The following is a 17,835-nucleotide window of genomic DNA, read 5'->3' on the forward strand; positions in this document are numbered from 1 at the left end:
TGTATTATTTTTGCAAATGCATGCATATGTGACAACGCTGTTTTCATATATTGAAAAGGAGGTAAAGAGGGGGATGAGCGCTTGGGTTACTTAATGGAAGCTATTTTATTAATATTAGCGGTAGTATTGCCATTATCTTTCGTATTAATTTTTTTAAGAAGATTAATAAGTAATTTAGGGGACGCTACAACAATAACGAAATTACAAGAGAGAGATGAGAAAAAAGAGTGAGTAAAGCACTATGCGTACGCATAGTGTTTTACTTGTGGTAAAATAAGAGCAGGAAACTCCTAAAGGTTGTATTTTATTGAAGGAGAGAAAAGTAAAATAAGAGGTATATGCATATATGAATAAGCGAACAGCGTTAATACTTGGTGCAAGTGGTTTAGTTGGACAAGAGATAACGCGTCTATTACTTGAATCAGATTACTACGATTCGGTTACTATTTTTGTAAGAGAGCCAATGCAATTGCAACATGAGAAGTTACAGCAGAAACAAGTTGATTTTTCGGTATTAGAGGAATATAAAGAGTTCTTTGCTGTGGATGATGTTTTTAGTTGCTTAGGAACAACAATAAAAAAAGCAAAAACAAAAGCAAATTTTAAAAAAGTAGATTATGAATATACGTTACGAGCTGCTTGTTTAGCTGAAAAACAAGGGGTACAAAATTTCCTTGTCGTGTCTTCTATGGGAGCGAATCCTAAATCATTTTTCTTTTATTCACAAGTGAAAGGGAAAATGGAAGAAGAATTGCAAAAGTTAGTGATCGGTGGTATTCACATTTTTAGACCATCATTATTAGTAGGAAATCGACAAGAATTTCGTTTCGGCGAACAAATGGCTGAAAAGTTATCTCGTATTATTCCTTTTATATTTAAAGGGGCTTTCAAAAAGTATAAACCAATTTCAGCTAAAGATGTGGCTAAAGGGATGTATATAACCGCGCTGCGAGAAGAATCGGGTATCCATACTTATAATTCAAATGAAATTACAACGATAGAATAAATAAAACCGAGAAGTCATTCTTCTCGGTTTTATTTATTCGTATGAATTTTCCCTGGTGCTCGCTTGTATTGATATGGTTCTTGCAATTCAAAGCCAAGTTCATTGGCCGCTATTCTCGGGAAGTACGGATTGCGAAGTAACTCACGTCCGATAAAAATTAAATCAGCTTCGTTATTATTTAAAATTTGCTCTGCTTGTGACCCAGTCGTAATCAATCCAACTGCACCAGTTGCAATGTTAGCATGCTCTTTAATATGTTTGGCGTATTGTACTTGATAACCGGGATACACATCAATAAGTGCTGGTACAACTGCGCCAGAACTACAATCGATTAAATCTATTCCCTGTTCTTTCATCCACTTTGTATACTGAACGTAATCTTGAACCGTTAGCCCGTCAGGGTGATAATCATTTGCTGAAATACGAACGAATATTGGTCCGTCCCAAACTTCATTTACAGAGTCGATAATTTCGCGTAAGAAACGATAGCGGTTTTCAGGTGAGCCGCCGTATTTATCCGTTCGTTTATTAGTAAGTGGTGATAGGAATTCATTGATAAGGTAACCGTGAGCGCCATGTAATTCGATAACATCAAATCCAGCTTGTTTTGATCGTACTGCAGCTTGCTGAAAAGCTAATACAGTATTTTTAATTTGGTGTTTGCTCATTTCTATTGGCATTTTCATTGTTTCATTAAATGGAATGGCTGAAGGAGCTAACGCATCTGTTTCTAATTCTGCTTTTCTTCCGGCGTGAGCGAGTTGAATGGCAGCTTTTGCGCCGTTATCATGTATAAAAGTAGTCGTTTTATGTAAGCCTTCAATTAGGTTGTCATCCCAAATACCTAAGTCTTTGTTAGAAATTCGTCCTTCAGCTAACACCGCAGTTGCTTCAACCATAACTAAACCTACTTGGCCAGCAGCGCGAGTTCCATAATGAATGAGATGAAAATTCGTAACGCTGCCATCCTCATTCCCCGATGAATACATACACATAGGCGACATAACGATACGATTTTTTAGTGTAACGTTCTTAATTGTATAAGGTGAAAAAAGCTTGGAATTCATCAAATAGCCTCCTTGATTGAATTTTCTTATATTTTACCATTCTCTTTTTTGTTTCTCTAATAAAACGCTTATACGAAAAATTTTGTATATTCGTGTTACAATGACTAATATGAACTGAATTGGAGGATGGCATATGTACCAGGCTTATTATGAAAGCGAAGTAGGTTTGCTTGAAATTACAGCGAATCAAGAAGGAATTACGTCTGTTATATTTGTTGATGAACGAGAAGAAGAAAATAAAAATGAAATGATAGAACAATGTATAAATGAGTTAGATGAATATTTTAAAGGGAAAAGAAAAGAGTTTACGGTCCCGCTGTCTGCGGAGGGAACAGCATTTCAAAAAAATGTATGGGATGCACTTTATACTATTCCATACGGCGTAAGTGCTTCATATTTAGATATTGCAGAGAAAGTTGGAAATATAAAAGCTGTACGGGCAATAGGAGGGGCAAATAGTCGGAATCCAATTTCAATAATTGTTCCATGTCACCGTGTAATAGGAAAGAGTGGAAAGCTTGTTGGATATGCTGGTGGTTTATGGAGGAAAGAGTGGTTATTAAAACACGAAGGAATTTTGAAATGACGTATGGATGGGAAGAGGGATTGTTTTGAAATGTATAAATTGTGGGCAACCTTGCGAGGAGGAACAGTTAAATTGTGCAAGTTGTCAGCGAAACTTGGATAATGAACAAGAGGAAGGTAGCTCGTTAATAGATAAAGAACTGGAAGTATATGTAGGGAGACAATATCCGTATTACAAAAGGAAATGGGATCTTGAGAATAAGCGGATTGCTAGGTGGAGCTGGAATGGTTGGGCTGCTATTTTCAATATAGGCTGGCTAGGATATCGTAAGTATTATGTACCAGCTGCTTTATTTATGTTGTTATTAGTAGCGTGTGATGCATTTTCGTATTATATGGGATTTAATGTAGCGTTGCCAATCATTAATATGGTGCCTCTTACGTTTTTATTACTCATTTTTATTCTGTTTGGAATGGGGATTTTTGCAAATGGATTATACTATCAATTTGCGGAAAGACGTATATACCGAATAAAAGCAAGAGAAATAAAAGATAAATCAGTTGAAAACTATCTAATCAATGATAGCGGCGGAACGAGCAAAATGGGAGCGACAATTGTTACTATTTTAGCAGTTGCTAGCATATTTTTTAGTCATTTCTTTTTTCCGACTGATCGAGACGTTATTCAAAAGGTTCGTACAAGCTCGCTTTATGAATATCCTTTCTTTTCAATAGGTGAATCTTTCGAAAATTATTTTCAAAATTCAGGTTGGATATATTATCGTGGAACGGAAGGGTTAGAATTAGTAGAATTCCAAGGGTATAACACCGGAACGCCAAGACAAAAGGTGAAGATTCAATTTGTTGTCGATTATAAATTAGGTGAAGTGGAACCATACTCACTTATGGTTAATGGTGAATCTAAAACTGAAGAAGAGTTTTTGAAGCTGATGGAAGAAATATTTAAAGTTCAAAATCCATTTGATATAGAGGATGGATTACAAGTAAATGCTATTCAAGAAAGCGGCTGGAAAGAAATTTCCGATCGCTTTTTTCTATGTTTGTTAAAATAAATATTTAAAATAATCAGAATCTTTTGTATAATGAAATATATTATATAGGATTTAACTTATACATATAGATTGGGGGAAGGAAGAATGAAGAGAAAGACAACAACAATTGCTGCATTTGCGTTAACGACGAGTGTATTGGTTGCAGGATGTGGGAATGGTGAGAAGGCTTCGACAACGAAGAAAGAATCGAATAAGGGAATGGCCGATAAACAAGTTTTAAATTTGCTAGAAACAGCTGAAATTCCTTCAATGGATACATCTAAATCAACAGATTCTGTATCTTTCCGTGTATTTGTAAATGCAATGGAAGGTTTATATCGTCTAGATAAAGATAATAAACCAACACCAGGTATGGCAAAAGATGTGAAGATTAGTGAAGATAAAAAGACATATACATTTGAATTACGTGATGCGAAATGGTCAAATGGTGATCCAGTTCGAGCACAAGATTTTGTATATGCATGGCAACGTACATTAGATAAAGCATTAGCGGCAGAATATGCATTCATTTTATTTGATGTGAAAAATGCACAGAAAGTAAATAAAGGTGAATTACCAGCAGATCAATTGGGTGTTAAAGCGAAGGATGATAAAACGTTGGTAGTAGAATTAGAGCAACCAGCACCTTATTTTCTTGAGCTTACGTCGTTCCCTACATTTTTCCCATTAAATGAAAAATATGTGAAAGAGCAAGGAGATAAATACGGATTAGAAGCAGATAAATTATTATATAATGGACCATTTACAATGAGTCAATGGAAACATGAACAAAATTATCAGTTGAAGAAAAATCCTAATTATTGGGATAAAGATACTGTAAAATTAGACGAAATTAATGTAAGTATTGTGAAGGAAACAAGCACGGGAGTAAATTTATATGATAGTGATCAAGCAGATCGAGTTATTTTAACTTCTGAATTTGTTGATAAATATAAAAAGAATAAGCCAGATGAATTTAAAACGAAGTTAGATCCACGCATATATTTCTTACGTTTTAACCAAAAAAATGCAACATTTAAAAACCAAAAAGTACGTGAAGCGATTGATTTAGCATACGATAAAAAAGGAATTGCTGATGTCATTCTAAATGACGGTTCATTGCCAGCATATTTCTTAGTACCTGAAAAATTCACGACAGGTCCGGATGGAAAAGATTTCCGCTCTGTAAATAAAAACTTCCGTGATAGTAAAGATAATGCAGAGAAAGCAAAAAAATTATGGGAAGAAGCGAAGAAAGAGCTTGGTCAAGATACAATTACGGTTGAATTACTAAACGATGATAACGGTAGCCGTAAAAAAGTGGGCGACTTTATTAAGGAAGAACTAGAGAAAAACTTGCCTGGTATTAAAGTGAATTTGAAACAGCAACCATACAAGCAGAAGCTAGATTTAGAAAAGAAATTCCAATATGAATTCTCATTATCTGCATGGAGTCCTGATTATCCGGATCCAATGACTTATATTGATATGTTTGTTACTGGAAGCTCATTTAATGAAATGGATTATTCTAATCCGAAGTATGATGATTTAGTAGCGAAATCAAAAGGAGAGCTATTAAAAGATGATAAAGCACGCTGGAATGCACTTGCGGAAGCTGAAAAAATCTTAATTGGTCAAGACGCAGCAATTTCTCCTACGTACCAACAAAGTACAGCTTATTTAGAGAAGCCGTTTGTAAAAGGCATTGCTAACCATACGTTTGGCGGGGACTTCAGTTATAAATGGGCATATATTACAAAAAAATAGTATAATAAAAGATGAGTGAATTTTCGCTCATCTTTTATTTGTATAAGGAGGAATTATAGTTGTTAAGGGGAATCAATCATATTTGTTTTTCGGTATCTAATTTAGAAAACTCTATTATGTTTTATGAAAAAGTATTAGAAGGAGAATTATTAGTTAAAGGAAGAAAATTGGCTTATTTTAACATATGTGGAGTATGGATAGCGCTTAATGAAGAGACGCATATTTCGAGAAATGAGATTCATCAATCTTATACGCACATTGCATTTTCTGTTGAACAAGAAGACTTTAAATGTCTAATACAGCGATTAGAAGAAAATGATGTTCATATTTTACAAGGAAGAGAACGTGATGTAAGAGATTACGAATCTATATACTTTGTTGATCCTGACGGTCATAAATTTGAGTTTCACTCAGGGACACTGCAAGACCGTTTAAATTATTATAGAGATGAGAAACCTCATATGACATTTTATTAGGGAGGGATAGCATTTGCATGCACTTGTAATTGGTGGAACAGGAATGCTAAAGAAAGTTTCTATGTGGTTTTGTGAGAAAGGATTTTATGTTTCTATTATCGGGCGAGATGAAGTGAAATTAGAAAATGTTAAGCGAATGAGTTCTGCACCAGAAAATATTACATGCCTTTCGTTAGATTATCATAATGATGAAGATGTAAAGCTAGCTATTAAAAGTACAATTAAGAAAAATGGCCCAATCACATTAGTTGTTGCATGGGTACACACAAGTGCAAAGCATGCACTATCAAATATTTGTAAAGAACTAGATTTGTCGTCTAAAACATATAGTTTATTTCATATTTTAGGTAGTAAAGCATCACGTATGCCTGCACAAAAAATAGGGAGTACGCGATGTATTTATCATAGAATTATTTTAGGTTTTATTTTAGAAGATACATATGGAAGATGGCTTACTCATGAAGAGATAGCTGATGGAGTTATAAAAGGGATTGAAAGTAAACGAGCGGAGTGGATTGTAGGGAGAGTTGAACCGTGGGAATTACGACCAACATGGTGAGGGGGAGTAAGAAATGAAAACAACTATATATGTAACAAGGCATGGTGAAACAGAGTGGAATGTAGCGAAGCGAATGCAGGGACGGAAAAATTCTGCTTTAACTGAAAATGGTATAGTTCAGGCGAAACAATTAGGGAATCGAATGAAAGATTTACCAATCCATGCGATCTATAGTAGTCCGAGCGAAAGAACACTTCATACGGCAGAGTTAATAAAAGGGGAACGTGATATACCCATTATAGCGGATGAGCATTTCTATGAAATTAACATGGGTATATGGGAAGGACAAACAATCGCGGATATAGAAAAGCAATTTCCAGAAGAAGTACATCTGTTTTGGAATGAGCCACATCTTTTTCAGTCAACATCAGGCGAAAATTTTGAGGCCGTTTATGAAAGAGTAATTGAAGGGATGCAGCTTCTTTTAGAGAAGCATAAAGGACAAAACATATTGATTGTTTCTCATGCGGCAGCAGCAAAATTACTTATAGGGTATTTCGCGGGAATGGAAATAGAAAATGTGTGGGATGATCCATTTATGCATAGTGCCAGTTTGAGCATAATAGAATTTGAAGAGGGTATTGGTAAAGTGAAACAATTTGCAGATATAAGTCACTTTCAATAAATGTAAAAAAGGCCGCAAAACGGCCTTTTTTGGGTGGTATAAAAACTAGCAGTTACGTTTTTTATACCAGAAGTGATCGAATTTCTTATTTTTGCAAGATGGGAATTTATGTCCGCCTTTGCAATCATTCCATTTGTGTCCGCTATCGTGACAGTCTTTACCATGATCACATGAATCATCGCAAGAGTGACCGTGTCTGTTAGGGAAGAATTCGCATTTTTTACAGAAACTTCGTTTTGTCCAGAAAAATTTCTTTTCAAAGCGTATGCATTTTGTAATGAATGTACAATGTTTTCTGCGAGTACGTTTTGTAACTAATACGCATTCTTTTCTACGCGTTACTTTCGTAACGAACGTCCATTTTTGAACACGTACACGTGTACATTTCGTAACAAATGTCCATTTTTTTACGTGCGTACATTTTGTAACGAACGTACAATGTTTCACGCGAGTACATCTTGTTCTTGGACATTTACCCCCAGTTGTACATTTACATCCAGTTGTACAATGATGATGAGTGAATTTATCATCATCGCATTCAAAAGTACTTGGATCTTGGTGTAAGAAATCCTCCATCCCAGCACTTTTGATTTCTTCGACAGCTTTTCTAATATCACGTTTCATAGAAATCCTCCTTATCATGTATTAAAGTGAAAAGGTATTCTTTTTCCTTAACATGATATGTATGTAGGCATCTTTCTGAACAGGACAAGAGTGTAATTTTATATAAATAGATGATTGCGGATGTATGGACAAGAAAAGGCGCATACATTGAAGGAAGAGAACTGAGAAGGGATGAGAAAACATGCTGCCTTCATATGATTTTTTTGTTCATCCAATGTACTTAGTGGAATTGAAAAAGGACATTTGGTCAGATAGTCCAGTGCCAGCAAAATTAACTTATGGAAAAAAGAAGTATGATATTGATATCGTATACCGAGGAGCTCATATTCGCGAATTTGAGAAAAAGTCTTATCATGTTATGTTTTATAAGCCTAAAAAATTTCAAGGTGCGAAAGAGTTTCATTTGAATTCGGAGTTTATGGATCCGTCTCTCATACGAAATAAATTATCTTTAGATTTTTTTCATGATATTGGTGTACTTTCGCCAAAATCACAACATGTATTTATAAAAATTAATGGTCAAATTCAAGGTGTGTACTTACAGTTAGAATCGGTTGATGAAAATTTTTTAAAAAATAGAGGATTACCGAGTGGTTCTATTTATTATGCGATAGATGATGATGCGAATTTTTCATTAATGAGTGAACGAGATAAAGATGTTAAGACAGAGCTCTTTGCGGGTTATGAATTTAAATATTCGAATAAAAATAGTGAAGAACAACTGAGTGAATTTGTATTTCAAGCGAATACTTTGACGAGGGAAGCCTATGAAAAAGAAATTGGGAAGTTTCTACATGTAGATAAATATTTACGATGGTTAGCAGGAGTTATTTTTACGCAAAACTTTGATGGTTTTGTTCATAACTATGCACTATATCATAACGATGAAACAAATTTATTTGAAGTTATACCGTGGGATTATGATGCGACTTGGGGGCGAGATGTACAAGGGAGACCGCTTAATCATGAATATATTCGCATTCAAGGGTATAATACGTTGAGTGCAAGATTGCTAGACATACCTGTATTTAGAAAGCAGTATCGAAGTATTTTAGAAGAAATATTAGAAGATCAATTTACAGTTTCGTTTATGAGGCCGAAAGTAGAAGGGTTGTGTGAATTGATTCGTCCATATTTACTACAAGATCCATACATGAAAGAAAAATTAGAAACATTTGATCAAGAGGCTGATATGATTTATGAATATATAAATAAGAGAAGAAAGTATATACAAGACCACTTACATGAATTGGATTAATTTTGAAAGAGATTGAAACGTTATCAATCTCTTTTTTTTGTATAATAAAGATGTATCAATGAAAATGAAGTAATATATTTGATAGAGAATGGGGATGCGGATATATGACGATTAAATGGATTGATTGGGTAAAACAAATACAATCTATAGCTCAAGCGGGTTTAACGTATTCTAAGGATGTGTATGATATTGAGCGTTTCCAGCAATTACGAGATATTTCTATTTCAATGATGTCACATTACACGAAAACAGATTGGGAAGTCGTAGAGAAATTATTTGCAAGTGAGACAGGCTATCAAACACCTAAAGTTGATATAAGAGCTGTTGTTTTTCAAAATGAAAAGTTATTATTTGTGAAAGAAAAAAGCGATGGGAAATGGGCATTGCCAGGTGGATGGGCTGATGTCGGTTATACGCCAACCGAAGTTGCAGCAAAAGAAGTTTTCGAAGAGACTGGTTATGAGGTAGATCATTTTAAGTTACTAGCTATATTTGATAAAGAAAAACATCAACCATCTCCATCGGCGACGCATGTATATAAGATTTTCATTGGATGTGAGATTATTGGTGGAGAAAAGAAAACTAGCATTGAAACAGAAGAGGTGGAGTTTTTTGGTGAAAATGAATTGCCTAATTTATCAATTGCTAGAAATACAGAAAACCAAATTAAAGAGATGTTTGCCTACATGAAAGACCCGCAGAAAGAGAAATTAATAGATTAATCCTGCTTGAATTGTACATATTGTTAAAATGAAGATATTGGCAGATTGCAGCCTTTATGTAATAATGGGATGGTATGTGAAGAAAAAAGGAGATAAAAAAGAACATGTTAGCAAACATAATAGATCAGTTATTGCAATTTTTTGCAAGCTTAGGTTACTTTGGAGTAGCTCTTGCTTTAATGATTGAAGTAATCCCGAGTGAAATTGTACTTTCGTATGCTGGCTTTTTAGTAGCGAATGGTAAAATTAGTTTTGTGGGTGCAGTTATCGCCGGAACGATTGGTGGTACTTTAGCGCAAATCTTTTTATACTGGCTTGGATACTACGGAGGGCGTCCGGTTGTAGAGAAATATGGGAAATATCTACTTATTAATAAACATCATTTAGACATAGCGGAAGGTTGGTTTAAGCGTTATGGAGCAGGCGTAATATTTTCTGCGCGCTTTATCCCAGTAGTACGTCATGCGATCTCTATTCCAGCAGGACTAGCTAAGATGCCATTAAAACTATTTACACTTTATACGGTTGTAGCGATCATTCCATGGTCAATTCTATTTATATACTTAGGTGAAAAACTTGGTGGGAATTGGCGACAAATTAAAGAGTATGCATCTGATTACACACATTACATAATTATAGGAGCTGTTCTTTTTATTGCTCTATACTTTGGTTTAAAGTATTTCAAAAAGAAAAAAGCAGCGCGTTAAAGTCAATGATTTTTCATTGGCTTTTTTATTTGTTTCGGTTCTAAAGAAAAGGAGTTGTCCATAATGTGTAATAATAAAGCGTAGCGGAGGAATGTGATGAAAGGGTCACCGTTTATACGTGGAACGATATTTTTAACGATGGCAACGATGATATCAAAAATGTTAGGGTTTATATATGTTATACCATTTACAGCGATGGTCGGTACGAGTGGTTACGTTCTATACACATATGCATATCGTCCTTATACCATCATGCTCAGCATAGCAACAATGGGATTACCGCTAGCTGTTTCAAAGATGGTATCAAAATATGATCAACTGAATGATTATCATACGGTTAAGAGAGTGTTGAAAAGTGGAATCGTGTTTATGTTTATAATGGGAGTCATTTCGTGTTTTACGTTATATATGCTAGCTCCGCATTTAGCTAAACTTGTCATCGATGGGAATGATCAAACGGGGAATAGTGTAGGAGCGGTTACTACTAATATTCGAATTGTAAGTTTTGCGTTAATACTTGTGCCAGTAATGAGTTTATTAAGGGGCTTCTTTCAAGGATTCCAATCGATGGGGCCTTCTGCATTAAGTGTAGTTGTAGAGCAATTTTTTCGGGTTTTAACCATTTTAATAGGAAGCTTTGTCGTTTTATATGTTTTAAAAGCTTCTGTTTCGCTAGCGGTTGGTATTTCAACGTTCGGTGCATTTATGGGAGCTGTAGGTGGATTAACTGTTTTAAGTGCGTATTATATAAGAAGGAGAAGGCACTTAAAGAAAAAAGAGATGGAAAGTATACCACAAACAACGAAATCTTTTTTCTCATTGTATAAGGAGCTCTTTACATATTCTATTCCTTTTGTTGTGGTGGGCTTAGCAATTCCGTTGTATCAGACGATTGATACATTTACAATTAATAAACTACTTATACAAATAGGGTATATGCAAGGAGAAGCGGAAAAAATTAATGCGATAATTGGTCTTGTTCAAATGGTTGTGCTTATCCCGGTATCCGTTGCGACAGCTTTTAGTATGTCTCTCGTACCAGAGATGACGAAAGCTTACACAGCAGGAAATACGAAGCTATTGTACAAACATTTTACGAGAACAAATGTATTAGTAGTAGCAATTACGGTACCGGCGGCAATTGGAATGATGGTGTTAGCCAAACCTGTATATACTCTTTTATTCGGTGCTGGAAATGATCCAGAGATGGGGAGAATCATTTTACAGTATTATGCTCCTGCTTGCATACTATTTTCTCTTTTTACAGTAACGGCTGCTATGCTACAAGGAATCAATCAACAGCAGAAGACGGTGCTAGGACTAGTGATTGGAATTATTGTGAAGATAGTTTTAAATATTGTATTGCTTCCGTATTTCGATTATGTAAGTTTTATCATTTCAACATACGCGGGCTATACGATTTCAGTCGGGTTTAACTTGTGGATGCTTTCTAAATATGTTATAAAGGCAACATAAGCTTTTAAGGCAGAGAGCACTCTGTCTTTTTCTATGTTTATCCCGCTTTAACGGGCAGTGAGACCCTCACCGCACAATTCAGCGAAAGAAAAGAAGTTTGGTTGGGGGCGGATAACCCGTAAAAGCCCGATTTGTAAGGGCTAATAATTAGTGAGGATGAAGCCCCCCACTGATTAAAGTTTCACTTTATAATATTTTTCTTATAAAAACGTTTTCAAAATAATTTTTCTATTGAAATTTAAACGTATGTTTCATATGCTGAGAATGGCGGTTTAAAAACTGTGATTTAAGAGAGGTAGATTCCTACATGTAAAAAGAATCGGGGTGATAGTATGTTAAATATATATTTAACAGACCGAAACGGAAAACTACAAGAGATTGAGGAAATGCAAAAGGGGTGCTGGATTAATGTACTTCATCCAACAGAAGAAGAAATTCAATATCTAGTACAAACTTTAAATGTAGACTTAGATTTCATTAAAGACCCTTTGGATGATGAAGAACGCTCTCGTATTGAAAAGGAAGACAATAATACTTTAATTATCGTGGATATTCCGACAGTTAGACATGATGAAGAAGGAAATTCGATTTATGACACGATTCCAATAGGTATGATTGTGATGCCGGATTGTTTTGTTACAATCTGCTTAGAAGAGAATCCAATTTTTGAACGTTTTATTAATCAACGTATTAAAGAATTTTATACGTTTAAGAAGACGCGCTTTGCACTTCAGCTCTTATATACGATTTCTACTTATTATTTAAGATACTTAAAGCAAATAAATCGAAAAACAATTGATTTAGAGCATCAATTAAATCAGTCAATGAAAAATAAAGAGATTTTCACATTGTTAGGCCTTGAGAAAAGTTTAGTATACTTTACAACGTCATTAAAGGCTAATAAAATTGTAATTCAAAAGTTAATGCGTAATAGTACATTTTTAAAAATGTATGAAGACGATCAAGATTTATTAGAAGATGTATTAATTGAAAATAAACAGGCTATTGAAATGGCGGAAATATATAGTCACATTTTAAGTGGAATGATGAATACTTTTAGCTCCGTTATATCAAATAATTTAAATAGTGTTATGAAACTGTTAACGTCAATTACGATCATTTTATCTTTACCGACGATGGTTTCTAGTTTCTTTGGAATGAACGTAAAGGTTCCGTTTGAAGGGGAAGCCCACGGTTTTGTAATTGTACTCATCATATGTGTAACACTATCTTTCACGTTAGCTTTTGTTTTTTGGAAGAAACGTTACTTTTAACGATAAGAAAGCTGCTCTAGCATAGTTATACAACTACGCTAGAGCAGCTTTTTTGCTATGAAATCTCAAATTTTGAATAGAATATAACTTGTACAATGTAATGTATATAAAGGGTATGTATTCCATATAAGCCTTGTTCAATTAATGAAATGGGGTTAAAATTACATATTGTTAATGAAAAGTTGGAGGAAATACATCATGGAATTGTTTCAATTACCGAAAGCATTCCTGCAAATGAATACAATTTTTATTTCCATATTAATCGAAGCACTTCCGTTTGTGCTAATTGGTGTATTTATTTCAGGATTCATTCAAATGTTTGTGACAGAAGATATGGTGGCAAAATGGATGCCGAAGAACCGATTTCTGTCTGTTTTATTAGCTACTTTTTTAGGCATGTTGTTTCCAGGTTGTGAATGTGGAATTGTTCCGATTGTAAGACGATTAATTGGAAAAGGCGTTCCACCATACGCAGGGATTGCATTTATGTTAACTGGACCTATTATTAATCCAGTTGTATTATTTGCTACTTATGTTGCCTTTGGGAGTAGTATGCACATGGTATGGTATCGTTCTATTGTAGCGATTATCGTAGCCATTATCGTTGGAATTATATTATCCTTTATGTTTAAAGAACATCAATTAAGAGATGATCACTTCCCAGAAGTGAATAATAAGCGTCCACTGCGTAAAAAAATGTGGGATGTATGTACACACGCTGTTGAGGAATTCTTCTCAATGGGAAAATATTTAGTACTAGGTGCGTTAATTGCAGCAGCGGTACAAACGTTTGTACAAACTTCAACACTTCTTGCTATTGGACAAGGTCCGTTTTCTTCATCAGCTGTTATGATGGGACTTGCTTATATATTATCACTTTGTTCAGAGGCAGATGCATTTATCGCTTCTTCGTTCCAAAGTACGTTTTCAACAGCTTCACTTGTCGCGTTCCTCGTTTACGGACCGATGGTGGATATTAAAAATATGTTTATGATGCTTGCGACATTTAAAACGAAATTTGTAATTGTTGTTATAGTTACAGTTACTCTTGTTGTTTATGCAAGCTCACTACTCATTTATGCGATGGGGTGGTAGGTTATGTTTCGAGCATATATATTATTAGGTTTTACAATATTAATTGCGCAACTGCATATTTCCGGTAACATTACGAAGTATATCAATATGAAGTATGCCTATTTATCAACAACAGCAGCAATTATTTTAGGTTTCTTAACGATTATACAAATTATCGTCGTTTTCCAAAAAGAACACCAAAAGGAAAAAGAGAAAAATGATTGTAGTTGTGACCATGGTCATTGCGGACATGATCATTCAAAAGATGAGAATACATGGTGGAAAAAAGCATTTTCGTACTCATTGTTTTGTTTTCCAATTATCTCAGGGTTATTTTTCCCAATTGCGACGCTAGATTCGGATATTGTTAAAGCGAAAGGGTTTCACTTTCCTGTTGCACAAGCAGAAAGTAAGGATCCATTTATGACAAGACAATTTCTAAGACCTGATACGAGCATTTATTACGGGAAAGAAGGATACCGCGGTGTAATGGAAAAAGGGAAGAAAGAGTTTGTTACGAAAGACAATATTAATTTGAAAGATGAAGACTTCCTAAAGGGTATGGAAACAATTTATAATTATCCTGGCGAGTTTACTGGGAAAAAATTATCTTTTAAAGGGTTTGTTTTTAGAGATGATTCTTCTAAAAAAGAACAATACTTCTTATTCCGTTTCGGTATTATACATTGCGTAGCAGATTCTGGTGTGTATGGTATGTTAGTGAAAAAACCAGAAGGCGTAGAGTGGAATAATGATGACTGGATTCAAGTAGAAGGAGAGATAACTACTGAGTTTTATCAGCCGTTTCATGCGAATATTCCTGTATTAGAAGTAACCAAATGGAATAAAGTTGAACAGCCGAAAGAACAATATGTATTTAGAGGAGCCGATTGATAAAATCGGTTCTTTTTTGTGGACTAAAAGTTCTGAATGTTGTTAATATTAAACGTGTAGTTCATTTAGTATAGTGATTATTGAAATAGTAGGGATAGATCATTAAAGGGGTGATAACAATGACAGAAGTAAAGGGGAAAACAGCCAATGAGTCAAGGGTGTTCAAAACGAGCCGAGTCTTCCCAACGGATTTAAATGATCATAACACGCTATTTGGTGGGAAGATATTAGCGGAGATGGATATGGTTGCTTCTATTTCAGCATCCAGACATTCAAGAAAGGAATGTGTCACAGCATCTATGGACTGGGTCGATTTCTTACATCCTGTTCGTTCTTCAGATTGTGTTAGTTATGAATCTTTCGTAATTTGGACTGGAAGAACTTCTATGGAAGTGTTTGTGAAGGTAGTGGCTGAAGATTTAATTTCAGGTGAGAAGCGTATAGCGGCAACGTCATTCGTTACTTTTGTGGCACTTAGTAAGGAAAATAATCCAGTTCCAGTACCGCGTGTTATCCCTGAAACAGAAGAAGAGAAAGAATTACATCGTATTGCTGTGTTACGTGCAGAACAGCGTCATATACGTAAGGCAGAGAGTAAGAAAGTAGCCACATTGTTAACCTTTTGAGATGAATATTTAGCCATTTAAGTTACTATAGCAGTCGGAAATGGTTTTAAAATGAAAAGCGGACACCTAAAAATAGGTGTCCGCTTTTATAGTTTTTTCATCCACATATCATATGACAGTAGCTACTTAGCAGAAGCAAGCAGCACCGACGATGATTAAGAGGATAAATAATACGACTAATAGCGCAAATCCATTACCATGTGCGAAGCCCATTGTTATTTCCTCCTTTTATTTTAAGATACAACATACAATATGCAAATGAGCTATTGTTTGATATGGACATATATCATGCAATGACATATTTTCTTGAATGATAATGTAATAAAAAAGGGAAGATATAGAAATAACAGTAAGTGGAGAAAGGAATTTATCCATGAAGCACTTTTTCGCTATAATCCTTTGTTTAATAGGTGTATTCATTTGGATGAACATCGATGTGGAAATGGGGAAGGAAATGGCTAGTGAATATGAATTAGGACAAGTTCGATTAGGTGAATTTCAATTATATACGAACGGTGAAGAGTTATATAGAAAATTATTTGAGGATATAAACGATGCAGAAAAGTATATATATATCCATTTTTATATTGTAGGAAAAGATGAAATAAGCCAAGAGTTTTTACAGTTATTAGAGAAAAAAGCATCTAGCGGAGTAGAAGTAAAATTGTCAGTCGATCGGATAGGTGGATATAAGCTGAAGAAAAAGGTAATTAGCCGATTAAAGGAAAACGGTGTGAAGTTTACATTTAGTAAAAAACCGAAACTGAAAAATGTGTTCTATTCTTTTCATCAACGGAATCATAGACGTATTGTTACGATAGATGGAAAGGTATCATACGTCGGTGGTTTTAATATCGGAAAGGAGTACCTTGGACAAAATCCAAAGTTTGGGCCATGGCGTGATTATCACGTGCGCATCCATGGTGAGGGTGCAGCGGATATGGAAAGAAAGTTCGCCGAAGATTGGAAAGAAGATACAGGAGAAAAAATGCCTATACATGAAAGTATACCTACATTAGGGAATGTGAAATATCAATATTTATTTTCAAATGGAAAAGGCTTATGGGAAAAGTATGGGGCACTTTTAAAAAAGGCTAAAAAGTCTTTAATTATCGCTACACCATATTTTGTACCAAGTAAAGAAATGGTGAAAGAGTTAAAAGCTGCATTAAATCGTGGTGTTAATGTGAAAATTCTCGTGCCATTTAAAAGTGATGCCATATTGTTAAAACAAGCTGCCTATCCATATTTGAAAGATATGTTACATGCTGGAGCGGAGATTTATCAATATCGAAATGGATTTTTTCATGGGAAAGTAACAATTATTGATGGAGAAATTGTTGATATTGGGACAGCGAATTTTGATAATAGAAGTTTTTATTTAAATTGTGAGTCTAACTGTATCATATATGATAAAACAGTTGTTGATGAAGTATGGAGTCGATTACAGGTAGACTTTCATAAATCAAAACGATTTTCTGAAGAAGATTTTGAGAAAATTAGTAGATGGGATTGGTTTTTAGCGAGAATAGCGAATGTTTTAGCATCATATTTATAGTATATGGACAAAAGAGAAGGGAGGCGCTTTAATGGACTGTATGAAAGAATTAATGAAATATAGTTATATGCTAATATACAAGGTTGGAGAGTATGCTGGAAAGGTCAGAGACGAAGAATTAAAAAATCTATTACAGCACCATTTACCATATATGTTACAAGCATATAATGAACAAGTAAATTTTCAAGAAGGAGAGAATGTGCAGCATATAACCTGTGAAACAATGGAGTTTGATTTGCATGAAATGGGAAAGGAAACAGTTAGTAAATATACAGGGGATATTCATATTGCAACCAGTTATATTGCGCATTTGAAACGATTAGCTTTAAAGTTTGCTCAAGTTGCAGTGGAAGTTGCTAACCCAGAGTTTCGCTCATTTTTGGAAAATTGTTTCCTGAAAATGAACCGTTACGCTTATAGTGTGTGGCAATATGTTATGAAGAAGGAATATAAGATTACACATCTATATGAAAATGAAAAATTTGCATGAGAAACTAAGGCGAAATGGTATGCGCCTTAGTTTTTTTACGTCCATTGAGAGAAAA

21 protein-coding genes are annotated in these 17,835 nt (G+C 34.6%); 18 read left to right on the forward strand and 3 right to left on the reverse strand.

Going from position 1 to position 17,835, the window contains the following annotated elements:
* Nucleotides 1-81: 81 nt before the first annotated feature.
* Nucleotides 82-231, forward strand: coding sequence for a hypothetical protein (locus tag MR112_RS03995; protein WP_000540932.1), 150 nt, complete (start codon nt 82-84; stop codon nt 229-231).
* A 115-nt stretch (nt 232-346) separates the two neighbouring features.
* Nucleotides 347-1,006, forward strand: a complete 660-nt coding sequence (locus MR112_RS04000; RefSeq protein ID WP_001042735.1) for an oxidoreductase — start codon at nt 347-349, stop codon at nt 1,004-1,006.
* Between the two features lie 29 nt (nt 1,007-1,035).
* Here the strand turns inward: MR112_RS04000 and namA are convergent, their stop codons facing one another.
* Entirely contained in the window at nt 1,036-2,073 is a 1,038-nt protein-coding gene (gene namA / locus MR112_RS04005; protein ID WP_242244793.1) for an NADPH dehydrogenase NamA, read from the reverse strand.
* 133 nt (nt 2,074-2,206) lie between these two features.
* On the opposite strand from namA, the gene MR112_RS04010 reads away from it, so the two are divergent.
* The 6 genes from MR112_RS04010 (at nt 2,207) to MR112_RS04035 (ending at nt 7,077) form a co-directional block, all read left to right on the forward strand.
* Complete coding sequence (locus MR112_RS04010; protein ID WP_000283910.1) at nt 2,207-2,659, forward strand: methylated-DNA--[protein]-cysteine S-methyltransferase; 453 nt, start codon at nt 2,207-2,209, stop codon at nt 2,657-2,659.
* A 7-nt stretch (nt 2,660-2,666) separates the two neighbouring features.
* Nucleotides 2,667-3,671, forward strand: coding sequence for a DUF2628 domain-containing protein (locus MR112_RS04015; protein ID WP_002023926.1), 1,005 nt, complete (start codon nt 2,667-2,669; stop codon nt 3,669-3,671).
* Between the two features lie 84 nt (nt 3,672-3,755).
* Nucleotides 3,756-5,417, forward strand: coding sequence for a peptide ABC transporter substrate-binding protein (locus MR112_RS04020; protein ID WP_242244794.1), 1,662 nt, complete (start codon nt 3,756-3,758; stop codon nt 5,415-5,417).
* Between the two features lie 59 nt (nt 5,418-5,476).
* Entirely contained in the window at nt 5,477-5,893 is a 417-nt protein-coding gene (fosB, locus tag MR112_RS04025; protein ID WP_000943775.1) for a FosBx1 family fosfomycin resistance bacillithiol transferase, read from the forward strand.
* A 13-nt stretch (nt 5,894-5,906) separates the two neighbouring features.
* Entirely contained in the window at nt 5,907-6,452 is a 546-nt protein-coding gene (locus tag MR112_RS04030) for a short-chain dehydrogenase (protein ID WP_000543107.1), read from the forward strand.
* Between the two features lie 13 nt (nt 6,453-6,465).
* Complete coding sequence (locus MR112_RS04035; protein ID WP_000858826.1) at nt 6,466-7,077, forward strand: phosphoserine phosphatase 1; 612 nt, start codon at nt 6,466-6,468, stop codon at nt 7,075-7,077.
* Between the two features lie 45 nt (nt 7,078-7,122).
* Here the strand turns inward: MR112_RS04035 and exsB are convergent, their stop codons facing one another.
* A complete protein-coding gene (gene exsB, locus MR112_RS04040) occupies nt 7,123-7,701 on the reverse strand; it encodes an exosporium protein ExsB (RefSeq protein WP_000817498.1) in 579 nt (192 codons plus the stop codon).
* 181 nt (nt 7,702-7,882) lie between these two features.
* Between exsB and cotH the strand changes: the two genes are divergently transcribed.
* The 8 genes from cotH to MR112_RS04080 all read left to right on the forward strand — a co-directional run bounded on the left by cotH (nt 7,883) and on the right by MR112_RS04080 (nt 15,732).
* Complete coding sequence (cotH, locus tag MR112_RS04045; RefSeq protein ID WP_000937999.1) at nt 7,883-8,959, forward strand: spore coat protein CotH; 1,077 nt, start codon at nt 7,883-7,885, stop codon at nt 8,957-8,959.
* A 104-nt stretch (nt 8,960-9,063) separates the two neighbouring features.
* Nucleotides 9,064-9,681 carry an NUDIX hydrolase N-terminal domain-containing protein gene (locus MR112_RS04050; protein WP_000153585.1) on the forward strand — a complete coding sequence of 206 codons (618 nt, stop codon included), beginning with the start codon at nt 9,064-9,066 and terminating at the stop codon, nt 9,679-9,681.
* 104 nt (nt 9,682-9,785) lie between these two features.
* A complete protein-coding gene (gene uptA, locus MR112_RS04055; RefSeq protein ID WP_000880691.1) occupies nt 9,786-10,388 on the forward strand; it encodes an undecaprenyl phosphate transporter UptA in 603 nt (200 codons plus the stop codon).
* 96 nt (nt 10,389-10,484) lie between these two features.
* On the forward strand, nt 10,485-11,864 hold the full coding sequence (locus tag MR112_RS04060) for a putative polysaccharide biosynthesis protein (RefSeq protein ID WP_000678845.1): 1,380 nt from the start codon (nt 10,485-10,487) through the stop codon (nt 11,862-11,864).
* 332 nt (nt 11,865-12,196) lie between these two features.
* Complete coding sequence (locus MR112_RS04065; RefSeq protein ID WP_000932389.1) at nt 12,197-13,138, forward strand: magnesium transporter CorA family protein; 942 nt, start codon at nt 12,197-12,199, stop codon at nt 13,136-13,138.
* Nucleotides 13,139-13,336: 198 nt separating this feature from the next.
* Nucleotides 13,337-14,233 (forward strand): permease, encoded by an 897-nt coding sequence (locus MR112_RS04070; RefSeq protein WP_000418716.1) that lies wholly within the window; start codon nt 13,337-13,339, stop codon nt 14,231-14,233.
* 3 nt (nt 14,234-14,236) lie between these two features.
* The gene (locus MR112_RS04075; protein WP_084064636.1) at nt 14,237-15,106 is read left to right on the forward strand and encodes a TIGR03943 family putative permease subunit; all 870 of its coding nucleotides are present in this window, start codon (nt 14,237-14,239) and stop codon (nt 15,104-15,106) included.
* A 119-nt stretch (nt 15,107-15,225) separates the two neighbouring features.
* The gene (locus MR112_RS04080; RefSeq protein ID WP_000141164.1) at nt 15,226-15,732 is read left to right on the forward strand and encodes an acyl-CoA thioesterase; all 507 of its coding nucleotides are present in this window, start codon (nt 15,226-15,228) and stop codon (nt 15,730-15,732) included.
* Nucleotides 15,733-15,858: 126 nt separating this feature from the next.
* On the opposite strand, the gene MR112_RS04085 is transcribed toward MR112_RS04080, so the two are convergent.
* A complete protein-coding gene (locus tag MR112_RS04085; RefSeq protein ID WP_000505094.1) occupies nt 15,859-15,945 on the reverse strand; it encodes a YjcZ family sporulation protein in 87 nt (28 codons plus the stop codon).
* Between the two features lie 160 nt (nt 15,946-16,105).
* Between MR112_RS04085 and cls the strand changes: the two genes are divergently transcribed.
* Nucleotides 16,106-17,290, forward strand: a complete 1,185-nt coding sequence (cls, locus tag MR112_RS04090) for a cardiolipin synthase (protein WP_142292972.1) — start codon at nt 16,106-16,108, stop codon at nt 17,288-17,290.
* A gap of 31 nt (nt 17,291-17,321) precedes the next feature.
* Nucleotides 17,322-17,780, forward strand: a complete 459-nt coding sequence (locus MR112_RS04095) for a spore coat protein (RefSeq protein WP_000340527.1) — start codon at nt 17,322-17,324, stop codon at nt 17,778-17,780.
* Nucleotides 17,781-17,835 lie beyond the last annotated feature (55 nt).

Origin of the sequence: Bacillus cereus group sp. BfR-BA-01330, from assembly GCF_022663885.1 — a bacterium.
In the GTDB taxonomy this organism is placed as follows: domain Bacteria; phylum Bacillota; class Bacilli; order Bacillales; family Bacillaceae_G; genus Bacillus_A; species Bacillus_A cereus.

Excerpts from the sequence above, each read along its gene's own strand:
- MR112_RS04000 (WP_001042735.1), top strand. The coding sequence starts at position 347 with ATGAATAAGCGAACAGCGTTAATACTTGGTGCAAGTGGTTTAGTTGGA.
- namA (WP_242244793.1), bottom strand. The coding sequence starts at position 2,073 with ATGAATTCCAAGCTTTTTTCACCTTATACAATTAAGAACGTTACACTA.
- MR112_RS04010 (WP_000283910.1), top strand. The coding sequence starts at position 2,207 with ATGTACCAGGCTTATTATGAAAGCGAAGTAGGTTTGCTTGAAATTACA.
- MR112_RS04015 (WP_002023926.1), top strand. The coding sequence starts at position 2,667 with ATGGGAAGAGGGATTGTTTTGAAATGTATAAATTGTGGGCAACCTTGC.
- MR112_RS04020 (WP_242244794.1), top strand. The coding sequence starts at position 3,756 with ATGAAGAGAAAGACAACAACAATTGCTGCATTTGCGTTAACGACGAGT.
- MR112_RS04035 (WP_000858826.1), top strand. The coding sequence starts at position 6,466 with ATGAAAACAACTATATATGTAACAAGGCATGGTGAAACAGAGTGGAAT.
- exsB (WP_000817498.1), bottom strand. The coding sequence starts at position 7,701 with ATGAAACGTGATATTAGAAAAGCTGTCGAAGAAATCAAAAGTGCTGGG.
- cotH (WP_000937999.1), top strand. The coding sequence starts at position 7,883 with ATGCTGCCTTCATATGATTTTTTTGTTCATCCAATGTACTTAGTGGAA.
- MR112_RS04050 (WP_000153585.1), top strand. The coding sequence starts at position 9,064 with ATGACGATTAAATGGATTGATTGGGTAAAACAAATACAATCTATAGCT.
- uptA (WP_000880691.1), top strand. The coding sequence starts at position 9,786 with ATGTTAGCAAACATAATAGATCAGTTATTGCAATTTTTTGCAAGCTTA.
- MR112_RS04060 (WP_000678845.1), top strand. The coding sequence starts at position 10,485 with ATGAAAGGGTCACCGTTTATACGTGGAACGATATTTTTAACGATGGCA.
- MR112_RS04065 (WP_000932389.1), top strand. The coding sequence starts at position 12,197 with ATGTTAAATATATATTTAACAGACCGAAACGGAAAACTACAAGAGATT.
- MR112_RS04070 (WP_000418716.1), top strand. The coding sequence starts at position 13,337 with ATGGAATTGTTTCAATTACCGAAAGCATTCCTGCAAATGAATACAATT.
- MR112_RS04075 (WP_084064636.1), top strand. The coding sequence starts at position 14,237 with ATGTTTCGAGCATATATATTATTAGGTTTTACAATATTAATTGCGCAA.
- MR112_RS04080 (WP_000141164.1), top strand. The coding sequence starts at position 15,226 with ATGACAGAAGTAAAGGGGAAAACAGCCAATGAGTCAAGGGTGTTCAAA.
- MR112_RS04085 (WP_000505094.1), bottom strand. The coding sequence starts at position 15,945 with ATGGGCTTCGCACATGGTAATGGATTTGCGCTATTAGTCGTATTATTT.
- cls (WP_142292972.1), top strand. The coding sequence starts at position 16,106 with ATGAAGCACTTTTTCGCTATAATCCTTTGTTTAATAGGTGTATTCATT.
- MR112_RS04095 (WP_000340527.1), top strand. The coding sequence starts at position 17,322 with ATGGACTGTATGAAAGAATTAATGAAATATAGTTATATGCTAATATAC.